The sequence below is a fragment of the Rhodococcus sp. PAMC28707 genome (genome assembly GCF_004795915.1).
Classification (GTDB): Bacteria; Actinomycetota; Actinomycetes; order Mycobacteriales; family Mycobacteriaceae; genus Rhodococcoides.
On record NZ_CP039253.1, the window covers coordinates 2,867,383 to 2,886,875 of the forward strand.

Below are 19,493 nucleotides of genomic sequence, written 5' to 3' on the forward strand. Positions count from 1 at the left end.
CCAGTATGAACCAGTCCACTGGATGGGTCATTGGATTTGATTCCGGATGCCAGTGGGCGAATACTCGAGCGATGGCTACGAGGGTTCTCCATGCGACGTCTCTGGCGCGCGATCTAGGACGCTGGCGCACCGATGCCGACGACGGGTCGAGTAGGCGCCGGACGTCCCGGCCGACGTACCGGGCGCTCGCCGACGGCGTCCGACTCCTCATCCACGACGGGCGGATCCCGCTGGGGGTGGGTCTGCCGAGTGAGCGGGACCTCTCCGCTGCGCTCGAACTGAGTCGCACCACGATCACCTCTTCGTATGCAGTCCTTCGTGAGGAGGGCTATCTCATCAGCAAGCAGGGCGCGCGCAGCACCGTCGCCCTTCCCGACGCGGCGCGCCCCAACGGCATCCTCCTCCAGACGAAGTCGTCGAGTGGACCTGTGGTGGACATGAGCCACGCTGCGATGGCGGCACCGACCGAGGCAATGCTGGCTGCGTACGGCTCAGCGCTGCAAGCACTTCCGGCGTATTTGTCCACGCACGGCATGGAGCCGATCGGCCTCGCAGTACTGCGCGAGGCAATTGCAAGACGGTTCACCGAGCGGGGCCTCGTGACCACCCCCGACCAGATCATGGTCACCTCTGGAGCGCAGCAGGCGCTGGGGTTGTTGTTGGGCACGTTGACCTCGCCAGGAGATCGCGTGCTCATCGATCATCCGACGTACCCCAATGCGCTGGAGGCAATTCGGCGTGTCGGCGCGCGCCCGGTCCCGGTGCCGCTACGCCCTGAGGACGACGCCTGGGATCTGGAAGGTGTCCGTAGTGCGGCCAGACAGACCGCGGCGAAAGTCGCGTACATGATCCTCGACTTCCACAATCCGACGGGAAGGTGCTTGGACGCCGATGGCCGTGCCGAACTCGCGCGGATCGCCCGCGACACATCGATGACGCTGATCGTCGACGAGACGATGGTGGATCTGTGGCTCGACAGTCCACCGCCACCACCGGTCGCGTCGTTCGGTCGGGTGTCCGGGACCGATATCGTCACCATCGGTTCGGCGTCGAAGTCGTACTGGGGTGGTCTGCGCATCGGATGGATTCGAGCACATCCGTCGTTGATCAGTCAGCTTGCGGGCTCGCGGGCCGCGCACGATCTGGGTACCTCGATCATGGATCAACTGGCCGCAGGTTTTCTACTCGAGGATGCGGATGCGATTCTCGAGACCAGAAGGACGCAACTGCGGGAGCGCCGTCGGGTCTTGGAAGATGCTATCGCCGAACACCTTCCGGGCTGGCGTTACCGGCGTTCGACGGGTGGGATGTCGCTGTGGTTGCAGATTCCCGCGCCGGTATCGAGTGCGTTGGCTGCGACTGCGCCTGCGTTCGGGGCGGTACTGGCAGCAGGCCCACGCTTCGGCGTAGAGGGAGCATTCGAGCGCTTCCTTCGGATGCCGTACACCCGTGAACCGGCCGAGCTCGCCGCAGCGGTCACAGCCACTGCGGCGGCGTACCGGGCGTTGGCCCCCACTGTCGAGGGTCAACAACCGGGGCTCGTCTTCTGAACGAAAAAGGCTCAGCGCCAGAGTGTCTCGACGTCCGATGCGGTCGACGGCGGAGCGGTCGGGGTGCCGTTCGGGGTACGTGAGAAACGCGGTGCCGGGCGGTGCTGAGTGACGCCGTCGACCTCGATGAGCGTGCCGCGATCTTTCAGGTGCCGCTGCTCGGGAGCTTCGGCGAATGTCAGGACCGGCGAGACGCACGCGTCGGTACCGTCGAAAATCGCAGCCCACTCGTCGCGGGTCTTGGATTTGAAGGTGGCAGTGAAAAGTTCACGCATCTCAGGCCAGCGGTCCCGCTCGCCCTGGCCTGGGGTCGTGGTCGGATCGAGCTCGAGCAGCCTGAGCATCTCGGCGAAGAACTGCGGTTCCAGCGCGCCGACGGCCATGTACTTTCCGTCGGAAGTCTCATAGGTGTCGTAGAAGGGAAATCCGGTGTCGAGCATGTTGACTCCGCGCTCGTCCGACCAGACGCCGATGCCGCGTAGGCCCCAGATCATGTGTGAGAGTGCGGCGGTGCCGTCGACCATCGCCGCGTCGACGACCTGGCCCTTGCCCGAAGTCTGGCGTTCGAACAGTGCCGCCAGAATGCCGAAGATCAGGAACATCGATCCGCCGCCGAAATCACCGACCATGTTCAGCGGCGGCACCGGGCGCTCGCCCTTGCGCCCGATTGCATTCAGGACACCGGTGACGGAGATGTAGTTGATGTCGTGGCCGGCGGCCGCGGACCATGGACCTTCCTGTCCCCACCCGGTCATTCGGCCGTACACCACGCGTGGGTTGCGGGCGAGGACATCCTCCGGGCCCAGGCCGAGTCGCTCGGTGACGCCGGGACGGAAGCCTTCGATCAGGACGTCGGCACGCTCGAGCAAGCCCAGAATTTTCTCGATGTCGGCAGGGTCCTTGAGGTTTGCTTCGACGATCGTTCGGCTACGGAGTTGCTGATCGTGTTCGGCGATCTGCCCGGCGCGTTGCACTCGGACGACGTCGGCACCGAGATCTGCCAACAGCAGCGCCGCGTGCGGCCCCGGTCCGATTCCAGCAAGTTCTACGACGCGAAGCCCCGTGAGTGGTCCACCGCTACTCGACACATTTCCTCGTTCCGATCAGGTCGGCTCGTTCGGCAGGCCGACTGGGTGTCTGGAGGTTAACTTGTGCTTGGACGTCAAAGTAGTCGGGGTATGGATAATGGGCAGGTGAGCGCGGCAATGGAATATGGACGGATCGGCACACCCCTTACCTCGGGTGCCACGCGGGTGATGCTGCTCGGAGCCGGTGAGCTGGGTAAAGAAGTCATTATCGCGTTCCAGCGTCTCGGGGTCGAGGTGATTGCCGTCGATCGTTACGACAACGCCCCCGGTCACCAGGTCGCCCACCACAGTTTCACCATCGACATGAGCGACCCGAAAGAGCTGCTGGCTCTGATCGACGCCCAGCAACCGGACTTCGTGGTCCCCGAGATCGAAGCCATCGCCACCGACGCCCTCGCCGAGGTGGAGCAGCGTGGCCGCACGATCGTCATCCCGACTGCGCGCGCAACGCAGTTGACGATGAACCGTGAAGGTATCCGGAGGCTCGCGGCCGAAGATCTGGGACTACCAACCTCACCTTTCGCTTTCGCGGATTCACTCGACGAGGTACGTAAGGCGCTGTCCACCATCGGGTTTCCCTCGGTGATCAAGCCGGTGATGTCTTCCTCGGGTAAGGGCCAGTCTGTAGTGCACGGCCCCGAGGACGTCGAACAGGCCTGGGAGTACGCGCTGAAGGGTGGCCGCGTCGATCTCGGTCGCGTCATCGTGGAAGGGTTCGTCGATTTCGACTACGAGATAACCCTTTTGACCATCCGCTCGGTGGCGGGAACAGTTTTTTGCGAGCCGATCGGTCATCTGCAGGAGGCGGGGGACTATGTCGAGTCCTGGCAACCCCAGCCGATGTCCGACGCTGCCCTGGCACGTGCGAAAGACGTCGCCGACCGGATCACCACCGCACTCGGTGGGCGCGGAGTCTTCGGTGTCGAACTGTTCGTCAAGGGGGATGACGTCTACTTCTCCGAGGTAAGCCCTCGCCCACACGACACCGGCCTGGTCACCCTGCGCACCCAACGCTTCTCGGAATTCGAACTGCACGCCCGCGCCATCCTCGGACTGCCCGTGGATACGACGCTTCTTTCGCCCGGAGCTTCGGCGGTGATCTACGGCGGTGTCGACGCGAGCGGAATCAGTTTCGAAGGCGTCGCGGACGCGCTGGCCGTGCCGGAAACCGATCTTCGGTTGTTCGGTAAGCCGGAGAGCTTCGTGCGCAGGCGGATGGGTGTTGCGGTGTCGACAGCAGCGGACATGGCCACCGCCCGGTCCAGGGCCGTCGAAGCCGCAGGAAAGGTTCACCCCGTCACGTGAGCGGCTACGCGGAAGTACTCGTGGGCCTGGTCATTGCAGTGGGCCTGATCGGAGTCGTCGTTCCGATTCTGCCCGGTACGATTCTGATTTTCGCGGCGATCGGGGTGTGGGCGCTGCTGACCGGCGGTGGTGCAGCATGGATGGCCTTCGGTATCGCGACGCTATTGCTCGTGGTCAGCGGTGTCGTCAAGTACACCTGGCCAGGAAGGCGGATGCGCGATGCCGGTGTTCCCACGCGATCATTGATCTTCGGCGGATTGCTCGGCATCGTCGGCTTCTTCGTCATCCCGGTAGTCGGGCTGTTCGTCGGATTCGTGCTCGGTGTCTATGCCGCCGAACTTCCGCGGCATAGAAGTCATTCCGCCGCATGGCAATCCACGGTCCATGCAACCAAGGCCGCAGGGTTGTCGATTCTGGTGGAGCTGTTGGGTGCTCTGTTGGCAAGCGCTGTCTGGCTCTTCGTCGTCCTCGCCTTCTGAAGAGTCGGTCAGGTGACGCGATACCAAGCGCGCGCGTTGCCGTCGAGAACTGCGGGTAGGTCGCCACCGACCGCCTCGGCGATCAGGTTCAGATCGGATTCGAGGAACGGACGCGGTGCGCGCGTGCCGGGCATGTCGGTTCCGAACATCAGCGCCGACGGATCGACCGCGTGAATTCGGCGCATGGTCTCCACGATGTCGAGATCCACTCTGCCGAAGCCTGTTGCTTTGACTCGCGCACCGCGGTCCACGAGGTTGAGCAGGTACGACAGGCCTTTGGACGACATACCGAGGTGGTCGATACTGACAGCGGGCAACTTCGCCAGAATCGGTTCGAGCGAGAGAAGCATGGATGCATCGACATACAGTTCGGCGGGCCACCCGACGAGGTCGAATGCGCGCCGCGCCTGCGTGGTCAGGGTTTGTATGTCGGTAGCGCCGCGCCGGAGATTCAAGCGAAGAGCACGTACACCTGCGCCGTCGAGAGCGATGATGTCCTCGTCGGTGGCGTCGGGCGCGAGTTGTATCACCCCGACCCATCCTCGTCCCAACGCCGCCAGCGCGGCAACCAGGAAGGTCTGATCGCTGCCCTGAAAGGATGCGCTGACCACGGCACCACCGGTGATGCCGAGGCCGTCGATTCGGGCCGAATAGTCGGCGATAGTGAACGGCTCCGGGACGAATCCGTTGTTTTCGACAAGAGGGTAGGCGGGATCGATGATGTGAAAGTGAGCGTCGAACACGCCTCACAGCATGACAGGTGTGTGTTTCGATGGCGTTCATGAAACCTGAAGTGACAGTTGTCCTCGAGAACTACACGTACTTGGAATGTCCGCGCTGGCACGCCGGCCGCATCTGGGTATCGGACTTCTACAGCCAGCAGGTGATCTCTGCCGAGGCGGATGGCTCCGATGTCCGCGTCGAGGCAGAGGTCCCGCAGCAGCCTTCCGGCCTCGGGTGGCTTCCCGACGGCAGGTTGCTCGTGGTTTCGATGCGAGATCAGAAGATTCTGCGGCGTGAGGACGACGGAAGCCTCGTCGTCCATGCCGATCTGTCTTCGTACGTCGGCGCCAACCTCAACGACATGCTGGTCGACGCCCGCGGCCGTGCGTATGTCGGTAACTTCGGCTTCGATTTGATGAACCTCGCGACGCCCGCGACGGCGGATCTACTGCGGGTCGATCCCGACGGATCCGTCCACGTCGCAGCGAAAGATCTGTATTTTCCCAACGGGATGGCCATGACCGAAGACGGGGAACTGCTGGTCGACGAGACGATAGGCAACCGCGTGAGTGCGTTCGCGGTTCGTCCCGATGGATCGCTCGGAGAGCGGCGTGACTGGGTGAAGTTCGCCGAACTTCCGGACATGGGCGATGTGACTGCCGCACTCGGGCAGTTGGTCGTAGCCGCCGACGGGTGCTGTATCGACACCGACGGGACGCTGTGGGTAGCCGACGCGCTCGGTCAACGTATGGTTCACCTCGCGCACGGCAAAGGCATCATCGATCAACTCGAATTCGATACCGGTGTCTTCGCATGCGGACTCGGTGGGGACGACGGCCGCACCTTGTTCGTCTGCGCCGCACCCGACTTCAACGAGCATCAGCGCAAGGTGGAGACGGCAGGAAAACTGCTGGCAGTGCGGGTATAGAGGCTGCGGCGGATATTCAGGTATGCCCGGTTGAATGGAAATACGCCCGTGCAGGCGTATTTCCACTCACCTGCCGCTAGGCCTTGTCCGGCTCGGACGCCTTCAACATGTCCTCACGTTCGACGACTTTGATGCGTTCGCGGCCTTCGGTTTCGCCGAGGCTGCGTTCGTGGGCGTCGAGGCGGTACCAGCCGTCCCAGGTGGTGAAGGGGACGTTTTTGTTTTCGAGGAAGTCGGTGACGGCCTGTTCGGTGGGTTCGGGGGCTGCGGTGAGGTTCGGTGCGTCTTCGAGGAGGTTGGCGACGGTTTCGTTGGCGTCGCCTTTGGTGTGGCCGATGAGGCCGACGGGTCCGCGTTTGATCCAGCCGGTGACGTAGGTGGCTGGTACGACGGTGTGGGAAGAAGCTGATTCGACTACGCGGCCTGCTTCGTTGGGGATGGTGCCGGCTTGGTCGTCGAAGGGGAGTTGGGCGATGTTTTTGGAGAGGTATCCGACGGCGCGGTAGACCGCTTGGACGTCCCAGTCGTTGTATTTGCCGGTGCCTTTGACGTTGCCGGTGCCGTCGAGTTCGGTGCGTTCGGTGCGTAGGCCGGTGACTTTGCCGTCTTCGCCGAGGATTTCGGTGGGGGATTCGAAGAAGTGGAGGAACAGTTTGTGGGGGCGGTTGCCGACGTCGCGGATGGCCCAGTCTTGGAGGGTGTTGGCGACCATGTCGACTTGTTTGGATCCGCGGCGTGCGGCTTCGGAGCCTTCGTCGTAGTCGATGTCCTCGGGGGCGACGATGACTTCGATGTTGGTGGAGTGGTCGAGTTCGCGGAGTTCGAGGGGGGTGAATTTGGCTTGTGCGGGTCCGCGGCGTCCGAAGACGTGGACTTCGGTGGCTTTGTTGGTTTTGAGGCCTTCGTAGACGTTGGCTGGGATTTCGGTGGGGAGGAGTTCGTCGCCGGTTTTGGCGAGGACGCGTGCGACGTCGAGTGCGACGTTGCCGACGCCGAGTACGGCGACTTTTTCGGCTGTGAGGGGCCAGGTGCGGGGGACGTCGGGGTGGCCGTCGTACCAGGAGACGAAGTCGGCGGCGCCGTAGCTGCCGTCGAGGTCGATGCCGGGGATGTTGAGGTTGCGGTCGGCGTTGGCGCCGGTGGAGAAGATGACGGCGTCGTAGAAGCGGCGCATGTCGTCCAAGGTGATGTCGGTGCCGTAGTCGATGTTGCCGAGGAGGCGGACTTGTGGTTTGTCGAGGACTTTGTGGAGGGCGGTGATGATGCCTTTGATGCGGGGGTGATCGGGTGCGACGCCGTAGCGGATGAGTCCGAAGGGGGCGGGCATGCGTTCGAACAGATCGACGCTGACGCCGTTGCCGGCGATGTTGTAGTCGGACTTCATGAGTGCGTCGGCGGCGTAGATGCCTGCCGGTCCGGCGCCGACGATGGCGACGCGAAGTGGACGGGTCTGATCAGTCATGTGCAGCGAACTACCTTCGTCGAGGGAAGTACGGATACCCCAGCATAAATTAGGCATCACTTCGCTGGTTCGGTGGTACTCATCACTGTGCTGTCAGCGGCATGTAATCTTCGAAATTGCGCTATTGCCCAGTTCCAGGTAGGAATTGCACTGTGCACACGACATTTTTGGTCCGGCGGATAGCCGTCGACTTCTGTCGTGTCTGCACCAATATGTGCTGTCGGTGACCACACCCGACTCGTGAGCCTTTTCGGCCATTCTCCTTTCGTTCGAATATCCAGCACCCATGTCGGCTCCGCCCAGGATCCGTCGCTGCTCTCCCACACTCGCTGATGCGTGAGAGACTGCAGGTAGACATCCGCCAGGTCAGAGCCTCGCTGAGCCCGCCGATGACGCGGTCCGCAGCGTAGAAGACTCCGCAGCGTAGAAGACAAGGAAGTCATGACCACCATCGATACGGCCGTCTCCCTCACCCTCGACAAACTCGGTCCGCGGTTCGGCGCCGAAATATTCGGACTCGATATCGCCTCGGCTTCCGACCTCGAGGTGCTGGCGGTCCGGCAGGCACTCGTCGAGCACAAGGTTCTCGTGCTGCGCGGGCAATCGCTCGACGACTCGGCTCAGATCGACTTCGGTCGTAGGCTCGGCGAGTTGACCGCCGGGCACCCGGTCCACCACAGCGGTGACGTCGCAGAAGAGGTCTATGCCCTCGACAGTCAGGACAACGGGTTCTCCGACGTCTGGCATACGGACGTGACGTTCATGGCGCGTCCGCCGATGGGTTCGATTCTGCGATCCGTCGTACTACCTCCGCACGGCGGTGACACCAATTGGGCCGACAGTCAGCTTGCCTACGAATCGCTCTCGGCGCCGGTGCGGCAGATGATCGATCAGTTGACTGCGGTCCATGACGGCAACCGCGAGTTCGGTTACTACCTCGCGCAGAACCGCGGCGGCAAGGGCAATATCTGGGACGGCGAGGAGGTGACGGCGCTGGTACCCGTCGAGCATCCGGTAGTTCGGGTCCATCCCGAGACCGGACGCAAAGGCATCTTCGTCAATCCGGGATTCACCTCCCACATCGTCGGTGTGTCCGAGGCCGAGAGTCGCGGAATTCTCGACTTTCTCTATGCGCACCTCACCAAGCCCGAGCATGTGGTCCGCCATCGCTGGCGTCTCGGCGACGTCGTGTTGTGGGACAACCGCAGCACCTCGCACTATGCAAATCGCGACTACGGCACCGAGCGTCGAGTGATGCACCGAATCACCCTGCGCGGTGACATTCCGATCGGCCCCGCAACAGGACAACCCCGGCCGAACCTCGGCGCGTAAAGACAAGGAAGATTGTTCGTATGGCGTCGTGGCGTGAACGAAGACAACAGTGGGCCGATTCTCGTGAGGAAGCGCAGAACAACGCCTCCGAGGCGGCAAGCGAGGCAGACGGGCGCCGTCCGGCGTCGGCGTGGCCGTTCCTGCTGGCAACCGGGATAGTGGTTGCAATTCTTGCTGCTATTTTTCTATCCGCCAAGTTTGCGCCTGCCGAGGAGAACATCACCCAGGCCCAGTTGATGACGGACAGCATCACCGATTTCGTCGACGCGCAGAACACCGGCGATGCCGAGCTGCTGCGATCGGCGACGTGTTCGGACCAGGTTGCGAAGCTCATCAACGGCACTGACGACCAGTACCGGTCCGACCGGGCCGAATACGTTCAGGAGAACGGCAAGACCACCGTCGACGGCGTACCTACCGACTACCAGGTCAACGGTGACCGAGGCGTCGCGACGGTGCCGACGAAGGAAGCGAAGTCCGGAGCCACGGCCGACGATCAGTGGAAGTTCGTTCGCTCCGGCGATCAATGGCTGGTGTGCAACGTATGAGAGATGTCGAATCCATCGAATATGGAAGGCTTGACCCGTGACTTATGCAGGTGACATAACCCCTCGAGCCGCCTGGGAGCTGCTTCGCAGCGATCCCGATGCAGTGTTGGTGGATGTGCGTACCCACGCGGAATGGCACTATGTCGGCGTGCCGGACACCTCGACGATCGAGCGGCCGACGCATCTCATCGAGTGGGTCGGCTACCCGGATGGTGCGCGCAACGAGCACTTCCTCGAACAATTGAAAGAATCCGGTGTCGACGGCTCCCGTCCGGTGGTGTTCCTGTGTCGATCCGGGCAGCGATCCATCGGGGCTGCCATCGCCGCCACCGCTGCCGGTATCGGCCCGTCGTACAACGTTCTCGACGGGTTCGAGGGCGCAACCGACGCCGAAGGTCATCGCGGCGCGACAGGGTGGCGTGCGGCAGGCTTGCCTTGGAGGCAGTCGTGAGCGAGACGGGGAATCGGATGAGTGGCGGGCAGGGCTCGAGTATCCCGAAGGGCGGCGGTTTCGAGAAGCCGTTGCCCACGGGTGTCGGTCAGGGAACTTTGGGGGTCCGCGGTGGTTTGATGCGCTCGGGCTTCGACGAGAACTCCGAGGCGCTGTACCTGTCCTCCGGATTCGTCTATGAAAGTGCCGGTGCCGCCGAGCAGGCATTCACGGGCGAGATCGATCATTTCGTCTACTCGCGCTACGGCAACCCGACCGTGAAGATGTTCGAGGAGCGACTGCGGCTGATCGAGGGCGCTGAGGCGTGCTTCGGTACTTCGAGCGGGATGTCGGCAGTGTTCACCGCGCTCGGAGCATTGTTGAAAGCAGGAGACCGACTGGTAGCGGCGCGCAGTCTGTTCGGATCGTGCTTCGTGGTGTGCAACGAAATTCTGCCGCGATGGGGCGTGGAGACCGTCTTCGTCGACGGCGAGGACAACGATCAGTGGGCAGAGGCGCTGTCGGTTCCGACCACTGCCGTGTTCTTCGAGACGCCGTCGAACCCGATGCAGTCGCTCGTCGATGTCGTGCGAGTGTCCGAGCTTGCCCACGCCGCAGGCGCAACTGTGGTGTTGGACAACGTCTTTGCGACTCCACTGTTGCAGAAGAGCCTCGATCTGGGTGCCGACGTCGTGGTCTACTCGGGCACAAAACACATCGACGGCCAGGGCCGAGTTCTCGGCGGCGCGATCCTCGGGTCTGCCGAGTACATAGACGGACCGGTGAAGACGCTGATGCGCCACACCGGCCCTGCACTGAGTCCGTTCAATGCGTGGACTCTGCTCAAGGGGCTCGAGACGATGCCGGTGCGAGTGCGGCACTCGACGCAGGCTGCGCTGGAGATCGCGCGGTTCCTCGAAGGGCATTCGGCGGTGTCGTGGGTCAAGTACCCCTACCTCGAATCGCACCCTCAGTACGAACTGGCGAAGTCCCAGATGAGCGGTGGCGGCACCGTCATCACATTCGAGCTCGACGCGGCAGAGGGCGAGGGGAAGAAACGAGCATTCGAATTCCTCGACGCGCTACGAATCGTCGACATCTCGAACAATCTCGGCGACGCGAAATCGCTCATCACTCATCCGGCGACGACCACTCACCGCGCTATGGGCCCTGAAGGTCGTGCCTCGGTTGGTATTACCGACGGCGTGGTGCGTATCTCGATCGGGCTGGAAGACACCGTGGACCTGATCGCAGATCTGGAGCAGGCGCTGAGCTGACTGCTCGCCCGCATGCAACTGTCGGCTCGGTCAGAGGCCCAGGGCAGCGAGAATCGTCCGGAACTTTGCAGTCGTTTCGGCAAGTTCGGCGTCGGGATCGGATGCTTCGACGATCCCGCCGCCGGCTGTTGCGACGGCCGAGAGTCCGCCTGCTGCAAGCTCGAGCCCTCTGATCGCGACCATCCATTCGCCGTTTCCGGCGCCGTCCGTCCAGCCGACCGTGCCGGCGTAGAAGCCTCGTTTTCCTTCTATGCGTGCGATCGCCTCCATGGCCGCTGCGCGTGGAACACCGGCGACGGCGGCAGTCGGATGCAGGGCGACTGCTACCTCGAGCGCCGTTGTTGCCTCGTCTCGGAGAACGCCGGTGATCGGCGTACTGAGATGCCATAGCTGCGGAGTGCTGCTGAGCTGCGGCGACTCTGGGATATCGAGGTTTGCGCAGAGCGGCTCCAACGCCGCTCGGATCTCCTCGACCACGAAACGGTGTTCGGCTTGGTCTTTCGTACTCGCCTGCAACTGTGCTGCGATCTCCGCGTCCAACCGGGGATCTTCGCTACGCGCTGCGGTGCCGGCGAACGGGTGACAGGTGACCGTGGTGCCGTGGCGTCGTACCAGCAGTTCGGGGCTGGAACCGACCAAATATTTTCCCGAGTAGTCACCGCCTGCCGCGGATAGATCGACGGCGAAACCGTTGCCGAGTCGATCTGCACGCACCAACGCGTCGAGAAGCGAGAGTGGGGGGATCGGTCCATCCGCGCGCAACTGCAATGACCGCGCCAGCACCACTTTCTGCGCGGCGCCCGTTCGCAACGTATCCACGAGCGCCCGTACCCGTTCGACGTGTACCGCCGAAGACGGGATCTGCCCACCGATGTGCACGCTCGGCAGTGGATCCACGGTCCCCGAGGGCCGCCACGGACCTTGCCGCCGGGTCAGTTCGAGCGGCTCGACCAGTGCCGCCGGGTCGGCGACATCGAACGGTAGTGCCCCTACGACGGAGTGCCCAGCGCGCACAGCGTCGACAGCGTCCTGGATGGACGGATAACAACGATCGGTTCCCCTGGCTTCGACGCTGTAGTCGCTGCGGGACAACACGAACGTGCCACTGTTCAGATCGGCGGCATGGTTCGGGGTAGCTCGGTTCATCAGAAGGGAGTCTGGGTGCGACCGACCAGATCTGCCACCGAGTTGATGACCTTGGTCGGGCGGAACGGGTACTGCTCCACCGACGCCGCCGTCGAAATGCCCGTCAACACGAGAATCGTCTGCAGCCCCGCTTCGAGTCCGGACACGATGTCGGTGTCCATGCGGTCGCCGATCATGAGGGTGCTCTCGGAATGGCCGCCGATCTTCCTGAGCGCAGACCTCATCATCAGCGCATTCGGCTTACCCACGTAGTAGGGCTCTTTCCCGGTCGCCTTGGTGATGAGTGCGGCGACGGATCCGGTGGCGGGCAGCGAACCGTCGCGAGATGGGCCGGTGGCGTCGGGATTGGTCGCGATGAAGCGTGCGCCCTTCTCGACCAGGCGGATTGCGGTAGTGATCGCTTCGAAGGAGTAGGTACGGGTTTCACCGAGCACCACGTAATCGGGATTGGAGTCGGTGAGGACGTAACCGATATCGTGCAGTGCCGTCGTCAAGCCGGATTCGCCGACGACGTATGCGCTTCCACCCGGTCGTTGATTGCCCAGAAAGTTGGCGGTGGCCAGCGCTGAAGTCCAGATCGCCTTCTCCGGAATGTCCAGTCCGGTTCTTTCCAGACGGGCCCGCAGATCCCGGGGAGTTCGGATCGAATTGTTCGTCAGCACGACGAACGGGATCTCGTTCGACTGCAACTCGGCCACGAACACGTCGGCACCGGGAATGAGGTGGTCCTCGTGCACGAGGACGCCGTCCATGTCCATCAGATAGGTCCAACGCTGCGGTTCCTCTGGTGAGCTCACCTCACCATTGTGCTCTACCCGCCTGTTCGAGAGCTTCAGATGTGCTCTATCCGGCCCTCAGCACTCGGACGCGCTCGAGTGCACGTTCACGGGCGGTCGTCCCGCCCCATACGCAGAAGGGTTCGTTCGACGAGATTGCGAAACGTCGGCATTGCGCGAGGACGGGGCACTCCGCGCGCAGGGACCGCGCAGGCGTCAGTTCACTGTGGTGGCGGGTGTGAATGTCTCGGCCGCCGACTCGACCTTCGTCGAAGTGGTCGGACTCTGGAAGCGCGGGATGAAGATGCACAGTACGAAGGCCAGAATGGAAGCGCCTGCCGCGACTGCCATCGTCACATGGAAGGCGGCTTCGGAGGGGACGCTGACCGCTCCGGCGCTGATGGTCATCTGCGCAAGGATGACGCCTGCCACTGCACTGGCGAAAGATGTTCCAAGGGAACGCATCAGCGTGTTGAAGCTGTTGGCTGCACCGGTTTCCGAGGCGGGAACTGCACCCATGATGAGGGCGGGCATAGCTCCGTATGCAAGACCGATTCCGGCGCCGATAATGATCGAAATGACGACCAGAAGCCACACCGCGCTGAGCGTGAGGGTGCCGAGCAGGTAACCGACGGCAATGACGAGTGCACCCAGCATCATGGTGACTTTCGGGCCTCTCGTTGTGGTGATGTGTGCGGAGATCGGCGCCACGAGCATCATGACCAGCCCGGAGGGAGCCATCACAAGGCCGGCAGCGAGGATCGACTGTCCCAGCCCGTACCCCGTGGAGGTCGGCAGCTGAAGAACCTGGGGAAAGACCAAGCTCATCGCGAAGAACGCGAATCCGACGAAAATCGAGGCGAGGTTGGTGAAGAGCACCTGCCGACGAACGGTGACGCGCAGGTCGACCAGCGGCTCTGCGGTGCGGAGCTCCCACCATCCCCAGAAGATGAACGATACGAGTGAGGCAGCGAGCATGCCCAGCGTCTGGGCGCTGCTCCATCCCCAACTCGAACCTTTGGAAATTGCCAGGAGCAAAGTGATGAGCGCGGCCGACAGGGACGCTGCTCCGGCGAAGTCGAAGCGTCCACCGGTACGGACCTTGGATTCGGGGACGACTGCGATGACCAGCCCGATGACGAAGACCCCTAGGGCGGCGGCCGCCCAGAACAAATAATGCCAGCTTGCGTACTCGGCGATCAGTGAGGCTGCGGGTATTCCGAGGGCTCCGCCGACGCCGAGCGAGGCGCTCATCAGGGCAATCGAACTTGCGAGCTTCTTGGCAGGAAGGACATCGCGCATGACGCTGATGCCGAGGGGGATCACACCGGCTGCGACACCCTGAAAGGTACGGCCGATGACGAGTGGCACCACAGATGCGCTCAATGCGCCGACGACCGATCCGATGACGAGCAGGGCCAGCCCGACAAGGAGCATCCTGCGCTTGCCGTACATGTCACCGAGACGGCCCATTATGGGAACCGCTACAGCTCCGGCGAGCAACGTTGCGGTGATCACCCACGCAGCGTTCGACGCAGATGTGTTCAGCAGCGTGGGGAGTTGGGGTATCAGCGGAATGACCAAGGTCTGCATGAGCGCGACCACGACTCCCGCAAACGACAGGACCGCGACTATCGGACCCGTGCCGGCACCTTTCGTGGAATCAGAGATCGCGGGGGCGGCGCCGGCCGAGCGTTGGGACATCGTGCCTCCGCGGTATATAGGTAATAGAAGACAAATTTCTAAATCAGTTGACTGATCGAAGTTAATTCACATGACTCAATCCGTCAATCCGGGGCCGATCGAACTCGGTCGATCGAACAGCGTGGCCGGTGCCGCGCGGCGGCGGGATTGTTTCCCGTCGTGTCTCGCTCGCGGTGACGATACGGGCGGTACGTCGGGGTGGATGGGATCATCATCGGCATGCCAGGCAACAAAGTGAGCACTCGGGTATGGGCGTTGCTGGCGGCTGCCATCACCACCGAGGTCGCGGCGTCCCTGTCTTTGAAGGCAGCGCTCGATGCCCCAGCCTGGTACTCAGTGGTGGTTGCCGGATACGGAGCATCGTTCGTACTGCTGTCGATGATCCTGCGGACCGGAGCGCCGATCGGCAAGACCTACGGTATCTGGGCGGCAGCGGGTATCGCGCTGACCGCGATACTCGGTACCGCCGTATTCGGTGAACCCTTGACCGTCACCATGGTCACCGGCATCGTCCTCGTCATCGGGGGAGTGGTTCTCGTCGAAGTCGGCTCAGGACGTGCAACACGCAAGATCGACCACTGATGTGGTGGTTGTTGGCAGGTGCGATCGCCACCGAGGTTGCCGCGACGCTGTCACTACGAGCGTCGGAAGGCGGGCGAGTGAAACTGTGGCTGATCCCGGTTGTGCTGGGATATTTCGCCGCATTCGTGCTGCTGTCACTGACCCTCTCCGCGGGGATGGCCATCGGCGTCGCGTACGGCGTCTGGGCCGCCTGCGGGGTTGCGTTGACGGCCATTGCCGGACGGTTGCTGTTCAAGGAGCCACTCACCTGGATCATGACGGCTGGAATCGCGCTCATCATCGGTGGTGTCCTGTTGATCGAAGTCGGATCGGGTGCGAGCTGATCCGAACCGTTGACGCGCACGTGAGGCAGTGCACGGAGTTGTGGCCGTGCCATTCTTCGACGGGGCATCGGGTCCGATCTACTACCGGCATTGGGCTGCGGAGGTCCCGCGGGTGTCGGTGGTTTTTCTGCACGGGTACGGCGAGCATTCCGGTCTGTACCACCGTCTCGCGGACTCGTTGAGTTCGGACGGTGTCGAGGTCTGGGCGCTCGATCATCGCGGTCATGGACTCTCTCCCGGCGATCGCGGAGATTTCGGCTCACTTCGTGAACTGGGCGACGATGCTGCGACGCTGACTTCGCTTGCCTTCGTCAGCAGCGATGCGGGAGCGCTTCTGGCGCAGGAACTGCTCGGCACGGTTCCTACCGCGCACGTACTGATGTAGCTGCAGGCTCAGAACATCGACTTGGACTTCTACGACACACATTTCGCCCCTGGCGCGTATCGGCGGACGCATGCCGAACACGGAAAGCGGTGGAAGTCGTGAAGGCTGTGGGAGGGCCTGATCCGGAAAATCCCCGAGGTGTACGACGCACTACCGAGCGTGCGTCCTCGGGGATATCCAGGCTCGAGTCAGATCACTCGAGCTTGAAGCCGACCTTGATCATGACCTGGAAATGAGCGACTACGCCGTCCTCGATATGTCCACGCGTCTCGACGACCTCGAACCAATCGAGATTTTTCAACGTGGAGTTCGCGCGGGAGATGGCCTTGCGGATGGCGTCGTCCGAACTCTCCGTCGAGGTTCCGACGATCTCGGTCACGCGGTAGATGTTGTCGCTCATGTTCTCTCGTTTCGCTAGATAACACGTCCTGAACCCATGTTCTCCGATTCCGGACTGTTCCAAACCAAAACCGCCGATTACGTTTCGCGCGCGGTCGGAGTTCCTCGGCTTTCGGGATGGAGACTGCCCGTGGAAACGTTGCACGTCGTAGTCCCACGAGAAAGGTCGGAACGAGTGAATTCACAGGTAGTAGAGGAGATACAGGGCGTGCACCCTCTCGACAACCCGGTAGTCGGGTCGCTGCGCGGAGAGCACAGGCGGTTCGCACGCACGCTGGGACGCGTTTCGCGATTCGATCCCGAGGTGGCGCCGTTCCTCGGACACCCGTCGCCGATGGAGGAGCAGGACTGGAATGACGTACGAACCCTGTTCGGGCCCCGCGCCGTCGTATCGTTGCGAGGTACCGGGCACACCCTTCCCGACGGCTGGGAGCTGATCGACAAGTTCGGGATCGTGCAGCTCGACGGCAGTGGCCTCGAGACCCGTCCGTTGCCGGAGGCCGTCCGGCTCGGCGCGGGCGACGTCCCCGACATGGAAGACCTCATCGCCCGAACACAGCCCGGCCCGTTCCTGCCGCGGACGTACGAGCTCGGCACCTACCTGGGCATCCGCGAAAACGGCTCGCTGGTCGCCATGGCAGGCGAACGGATGCATCCACCGGGATGGACCGAAATCAGCGCGGTCTGCACCGATCCGGCGTATCGCGGACGAGGGCTCGCTACCCAGCTCGTCCGCGCAGTCGGGCACGGTATCCGCGAGCGCGGCGAGACACCGTTTCTGCATGCGTCGGCGGCGAACGTCGGCGCAATCAGGCTGTATCTGTCGATCGGGTTCGTCCTCCGAGAGGAATCTCTGCTGACCTTGGCGCGCACGCCTGCATAGTTCGGTTGAGCCATCTCGAACAGAAGTGGACTGGGGCACGATAGGGGCATGAGTCAACCCGACCGCCCGGACGAGCGTTTCACCCTCGCCAGCGAACGCACGTTCCTCGCGTGGATGCGCACAGCTCTCGGCTTGCTCGCCGGTGGCATCGCCGTCGTACATCTGGTTCCCGATTTCAGTACCGGATGGGTGCGTACCGGTCTCGGCTTGACGTTGATCCTGATGGGCGGGGCCGCAGCCTTCGTCGGCTTACGACGCTGGATGCAGGTCAAGCATGCCCTCGAGCGAGGAGCGCCGATGCCCGAGGCGAAAGAGCTGTGGGTTTTCGCCGTCGGAATCGGCGTCATTGCAGTTCTCGCCGCAGTCGTCACTGTGCTCGGTGTCACGTAGGAGAAGGACCGGTGTGTTCGTCGCCGCGGCGGGAAGGGCACAATCGAGGCATTAGTGACATTTAACGAAGGAGTAGCGCGTGGCACAGGCTCTGAAGCTCGGATACAAGGCGTCGGCCGAGCAGTTCGGCCCACGGGATCTCGTCGAACTCGGTGTGCTCGCCGAGGCGCACGGCATGGACTCGGCGACAGTCAGCGACCACTTCCAACCGTGGCGCCACGAAGGCGGACACGCACCGTTCTCGTTGGCATGGATGACCGCGGTCGGCGAACGAACCAAGACCATCCAGCTCGGCACCTCAGTGCTGACGCCGACATTCCGCTACAACCCGTCGGTCATCGCCCAGGCCTTCGCGACCATGGGCTGCCTCTACCCGGGACGCATCATGCTCGGTGTCGGCACCGGCGAAGCGCTCAACGAGATCGCAACCGGATACAAGGGCGAATGGCCGGACTTCAAGGAACGGTTCGCGCGGCTACGTGAGTCGGTGCGCCTGATGCGTGAACTGTGGCTCGGGGACCGCGTCGACTTCGAAGGCGACTACTACTCCACCAAGGGCGCATCGATCTACGACGTCCCCGACGGCGGAATCCCGGTCTACATCGCGGCAGGCGGACCCGTCGTAGCGCGGTATGCAGGACGAGCGGGCGACGGCTTCATCTGTACCTCGGGCAAGGGCATGGAGCTCTACACCGACAAGCTGCTCCCGGCCGTCGAGGAAGGCGCCGGCAAAGCCGAGCGCGACTCGGGCGAGATCGACAAGATGATCGAGATCAAGATTTCCTACGACACCGACCCCGAGTTGGCGTTGGAGAACTGCCGGTTCTGGGCGCCGCTGTCACTGACCCCGGAGCAGAAGCACTCGATCGAGGATCCGATCGAGATGGAGAAGGCAGCCGACGAACTGCCGATCGAGCAGGTCGCGAAGCGTTGGATCGTCGCCTCCGACCCGGACGACGCCGTCGAACAGGTCAAGCAGTACACCGACGCAGGCCTCAATCACTTGGTCTTCCATGCGCCCGGACACGATCAGAAGCGGTTCCTGGAACTGTTCGAAAAGGATTTGGCACCGAAGCTTCGCAAGCTCGGCTGACGGTTCGCCGCTTGGATGTGCACTGCTTGAATGTGCGCTTCAAGCTGTCTGATCGTATGAATGGACCATTCAAGCGGTGGGTGGGGCTGACCGTCCGCCGCTTGAATGTGCGCTTCAAGCTATCTGATCGTAAGAATGGACCATTCAAGCGGTGGGTGGGGCAGCGTCAGGAAACAGCGTCAGCCGACAACGCAAACATCCGCATATCGCGGTCGGTCCGGGTCTGGTACTCACTGTAGGCACGGGCGATGTCGGCGAATGCGGCGTAGATCCGAGTCTTCTCGGCGCCGGTGACCGGTGTCGCTGTCACCGGGATCCGTTTGCCACCGATCGCGACGGTGGCGCGAGGCTCTTTCAGCAGGTTCGACGTCCACGCCGGGTGGTGATCTTGGCCGAAGTTGCTGCCGACGACGAAGAGTCGATCATCTTCCCGGTAGTACAGCAGTGGGCTGCTTCGAATCTTGCCGGACTTGCAGCCGGTGGTGGACAGCAATACGACGGGTGCGGCGATGGGCCCGAGGATCGTGAACCTACCGTCGGTGCGTTCGAGGAGTCGACGGTCCACCCCGGCGAGGTGTCGGATGACCCACGATCCCGGTTTCGTTGCCGCGAATGCAATGGCGGGCTTGCGGATGATACTGCTCTCGCTGCCCCAGCGGACGTCTGGGAATGGTGATTCGGTCATGACCC

General features: G+C 62.9%; 21 protein-coding genes and 1 pseudogene. 14 read left to right on the forward strand and 8 right to left on the reverse strand.

Annotated features, from left to right (window positions below; genetic code table 11):
• Positions 1–71 precede the first annotated feature (71 nt).
• Positions 72–1,550, forward strand: a complete 1,479-nt coding sequence (locus tag E5720_RS13030) for a PLP-dependent aminotransferase family protein (RefSeq protein ID WP_136171000.1) — start codon at positions 72–74, stop codon at positions 1,548–1,550.
• 11 nt (positions 1,551–1,561) lie between these two features.
• On the opposite strand, the gene E5720_RS13035 is transcribed toward E5720_RS13030, so the two are convergent.
• Positions 1,562–2,638 (reverse strand): CaiB/BaiF CoA-transferase family protein, encoded by a 1,077-nt coding sequence (locus E5720_RS13035; protein WP_136171001.1) that lies wholly within the window; start codon positions 2,636–2,638, stop codon positions 1,562–1,564.
• Positions 2,639–2,755: 117 nt separating this feature from the next.
• Here E5720_RS13035 and purT point away from each other — a divergent pair, with 117 nt between their 5' ends.
• Together purT and E5720_RS13045 are read left to right on the forward strand one after the other, a co-directional pair.
• Complete coding sequence (purT, locus tag E5720_RS13040; RefSeq protein WP_136172674.1) at positions 2,756–3,943, forward strand: formate-dependent phosphoribosylglycinamide formyltransferase; 1,188 nt, start codon at positions 2,756–2,758, stop codon at positions 3,941–3,943.
• Entirely contained in the window at positions 3,940–4,422 is a 483-nt protein-coding gene (locus E5720_RS13045) for a DUF456 domain-containing protein (RefSeq protein ID WP_136171002.1), read from the forward strand. The genes purT and E5720_RS13045 overlap by 4 nt, the downstream gene beginning before the upstream one ends.
• Before the next feature lie 8 nt (positions 4,423–4,430).
• Here the strand turns inward: E5720_RS13045 and E5720_RS13050 are convergent, their stop codons facing one another.
• A complete protein-coding gene (locus E5720_RS13050) occupies positions 4,431–5,165 on the reverse strand; it encodes an amidohydrolase family protein (protein ID WP_136171003.1) in 735 nt (244 codons plus the stop codon).
• 38 nt (positions 5,166–5,203) lie between these two features.
• Here E5720_RS13050 and E5720_RS13055 point away from each other — a divergent pair, with 38 nt between their 5' ends.
• Positions 5,204–6,073 (forward strand): SMP-30/gluconolactonase/LRE family protein, encoded by an 870-nt coding sequence (locus E5720_RS13055; protein WP_136172675.1) that lies wholly within the window; start codon positions 5,204–5,206, stop codon positions 6,071–6,073.
• Between the two features lie 76 nt (positions 6,074–6,149).
• On the opposite strand, the gene E5720_RS13060 is transcribed toward E5720_RS13055, so the two are convergent.
• Positions 6,150–7,535: an FAD-dependent oxidoreductase gene (locus tag E5720_RS13060; RefSeq protein ID WP_136171004.1), complete on the reverse strand. Its 1,386-nt coding sequence runs from the start codon at positions 7,533–7,535 to the stop codon at positions 6,150–6,152.
• Between the two features lie 441 nt (positions 7,536–7,976).
• Here E5720_RS13060 and E5720_RS13065 point away from each other — a divergent pair, with 441 nt between their 5' ends.
• Genes E5720_RS13065 through E5720_RS13080 form a run of 4 tightly spaced genes read left to right on the forward strand, consistent with a single transcriptional unit; the run spans position 7,977 to position 11,122 of the window.
• Positions 7,977–8,867, forward strand: a complete 891-nt coding sequence (locus E5720_RS13065; protein WP_136171005.1) for a TauD/TfdA family dioxygenase — start codon at positions 7,977–7,979, stop codon at positions 8,865–8,867.
• Between the two features lie 20 nt (positions 8,868–8,887).
• Positions 8,888–9,415 (forward strand): hypothetical protein, encoded by a 528-nt coding sequence (locus E5720_RS13070; protein ID WP_136171006.1) that lies wholly within the window; start codon positions 8,888–8,890, stop codon positions 9,413–9,415.
• Positions 9,416–9,452: 37 nt separating this feature from the next.
• Positions 9,453–9,866, forward strand: coding sequence for a rhodanese-like domain-containing protein (locus tag E5720_RS13075; protein ID WP_136171007.1), 414 nt, complete (start codon positions 9,453–9,455; stop codon positions 9,864–9,866).
• A gap of 17 nt (positions 9,867–9,883) precedes the next feature.
• Complete coding sequence (locus tag E5720_RS13080) at positions 9,884–11,122, forward strand: O-succinylhomoserine sulfhydrylase (RefSeq protein ID WP_136172676.1); 1,239 nt, start codon at positions 9,884–9,886, stop codon at positions 11,120–11,122.
• A 30-nt stretch (positions 11,123–11,152) separates the two neighbouring features.
• Here the strand turns inward: E5720_RS13080 and E5720_RS13085 are convergent, their stop codons facing one another.
• The 3 genes from E5720_RS13085 to E5720_RS13100 form a co-directional block, all read right to left on the reverse strand.
• Entirely contained in the window at positions 11,153–12,268 is a 1,116-nt protein-coding gene (locus tag E5720_RS13085) for an isochorismate synthase (RefSeq protein WP_136171008.1), read from the reverse strand.
• The gene (locus tag E5720_RS13090; protein WP_136171009.1) at positions 12,268–13,065 is read right to left on the reverse strand and encodes an HAD-IIA family hydrolase; all 798 of its coding nucleotides are present in this window, start codon (positions 13,063–13,065) and stop codon (positions 12,268–12,270) included. Before E5720_RS13090 ends, E5720_RS13085 begins: the two co-directional genes overlap by 1 nt.
• A 195-nt stretch (positions 13,066–13,260) precedes the next feature.
• Entirely contained in the window at positions 13,261–14,637 is a 1,377-nt protein-coding gene (locus E5720_RS13100) for an MFS transporter (RefSeq protein WP_247596327.1), read from the reverse strand.
• Between the two features lie 330 nt (positions 14,638–14,967).
• On the opposite strand from E5720_RS13100, the gene E5720_RS13105 reads away from it, so the two are divergent.
• From E5720_RS13105 to E5720_RS13115, 3 genes and pseudogenes are all read left to right on the forward strand, one after another.
• Entirely contained in the window at positions 14,968–15,330 is a 363-nt protein-coding gene (locus E5720_RS13105) for an SMR family transporter (RefSeq protein WP_136171012.1), read from the forward strand.
• On the forward strand, positions 15,330–15,653 hold the full coding sequence (locus E5720_RS13110) for an SMR family transporter (protein WP_136171013.1): 324 nt from the start codon (positions 15,330–15,332) through the stop codon (positions 15,651–15,653). The genes E5720_RS13105 and E5720_RS13110 overlap by 1 nt, the downstream gene beginning before the upstream one ends.
• 118 nt (positions 15,654–15,771) lie before the next feature.
• Positions 15,772–15,954 (forward strand): annotated as a pseudogene (locus E5720_RS13115) (alpha/beta fold hydrolase); the annotation flags it as partial.
• Between the two features lie 277 nt (positions 15,955–16,231).
• On the opposite strand, the gene E5720_RS13120 reads toward E5720_RS13115, so the two are convergent.
• On the reverse strand, positions 16,232–16,438 hold the full coding sequence (locus E5720_RS13120; RefSeq protein WP_136171014.1) for a dodecin: 207 nt from the start codon (positions 16,436–16,438) through the stop codon (positions 16,232–16,234).
• Positions 16,439–16,612: 174 nt separating this feature from the next.
• Here E5720_RS13120 and E5720_RS13125 point away from each other — a divergent pair, with 174 nt between their 5' ends.
• The 3 genes from E5720_RS13125 (at position 16,613) to fgd (ending at position 18,803) form a co-directional block, all read left to right on the forward strand.
• Positions 16,613–17,320: a GNAT family N-acetyltransferase gene (locus E5720_RS13125; protein WP_136171015.1), complete on the forward strand. Its 708-nt coding sequence runs from the start codon at positions 16,613–16,615 to the stop codon at positions 17,318–17,320.
• 48 nt (positions 17,321–17,368) lie between these two features.
• A complete protein-coding gene (locus E5720_RS13130; protein WP_136171016.1) occupies positions 17,369–17,710 on the forward strand; it encodes a DUF202 domain-containing protein in 342 nt (113 codons plus the stop codon).
• A 79-nt stretch (positions 17,711–17,789) separates the two neighbouring features.
• Entirely contained in the window at positions 17,790–18,803 is a 1,014-nt protein-coding gene (fgd, locus tag E5720_RS13135; RefSeq protein WP_136171017.1) for a glucose-6-phosphate dehydrogenase (coenzyme-F420), read from the forward strand.
• A 166-nt stretch (positions 18,804–18,969) separates the two neighbouring features.
• Here the strand turns inward: fgd and E5720_RS13140 are convergent, their stop codons facing one another.
• A complete protein-coding gene (locus E5720_RS13140; protein WP_136171018.1) occupies positions 18,970–19,488 on the reverse strand; it encodes a nitroreductase family deazaflavin-dependent oxidoreductase in 519 nt (172 codons plus the stop codon).
• Positions 19,489–19,493 lie beyond the last annotated feature (5 nt).

Excerpts from the sequence above, each read along its gene's own strand:
- E5720_RS13055 (WP_136172675.1), top strand. The coding sequence starts at position 5,204 with ATGAAACCTGAAGTGACAGTTGTCCTCGAGAACTACACGTACTTGGAA.
- E5720_RS13100 (WP_247596327.1), bottom strand. The coding sequence starts at position 14,637 with ATGCAGACCTTGGTCATTCCGCTGATACCCCAACTCCCCACGCTGCTG.
- E5720_RS13080 (WP_136172676.1), top strand. The coding sequence starts at position 9,884 with ATGAGTGGCGGGCAGGGCTCGAGTATCCCGAAGGGCGGCGGTTTCGAG.
- E5720_RS13065 (WP_136171005.1), top strand. The coding sequence starts at position 7,977 with ATGACCACCATCGATACGGCCGTCTCCCTCACCCTCGACAAACTCGGT.
- E5720_RS13110 (WP_136171013.1), top strand. The coding sequence starts at position 15,330 with ATGTGGTGGTTGTTGGCAGGTGCGATCGCCACCGAGGTTGCCGCGACG.
- E5720_RS13060 (WP_136171004.1), bottom strand. The coding sequence starts at position 7,535 with ATGACTGATCAGACCCGTCCACTTCGCGTCGCCATCGTCGGCGCCGGA.
- E5720_RS13120 (WP_136171014.1), bottom strand. The coding sequence starts at position 16,438 with ATGAGCGACAACATCTACCGCGTGACCGAGATCGTCGGAACCTCGACG.
- E5720_RS13130 (WP_136171016.1), top strand. The coding sequence starts at position 17,369 with ATGAGTCAACCCGACCGCCCGGACGAGCGTTTCACCCTCGCCAGCGAA.
- E5720_RS13070 (WP_136171006.1), top strand. The coding sequence starts at position 8,888 with ATGGCGTCGTGGCGTGAACGAAGACAACAGTGGGCCGATTCTCGTGAG.
- purT (WP_136172674.1), top strand. The coding sequence starts at position 2,756 with ATGGAATATGGACGGATCGGCACACCCCTTACCTCGGGTGCCACGCGG.
- E5720_RS13085 (WP_136171008.1), bottom strand. The coding sequence starts at position 12,268 with ATGAACCGAGCTACCCCGAACCATGCCGCCGATCTGAACAGTGGCACG.
- E5720_RS13105 (WP_136171012.1), top strand. The coding sequence starts at position 14,968 with ATGCCAGGCAACAAAGTGAGCACTCGGGTATGGGCGTTGCTGGCGGCT.
- E5720_RS13140 (WP_136171018.1), bottom strand. The coding sequence starts at position 19,488 with ATGACCGAATCACCATTCCCAGACGTCCGCTGGGGCAGCGAGAGCAGT.
- E5720_RS13030 (WP_136171000.1), top strand. The coding sequence starts at position 72 with ATGGCTACGAGGGTTCTCCATGCGACGTCTCTGGCGCGCGATCTAGGA.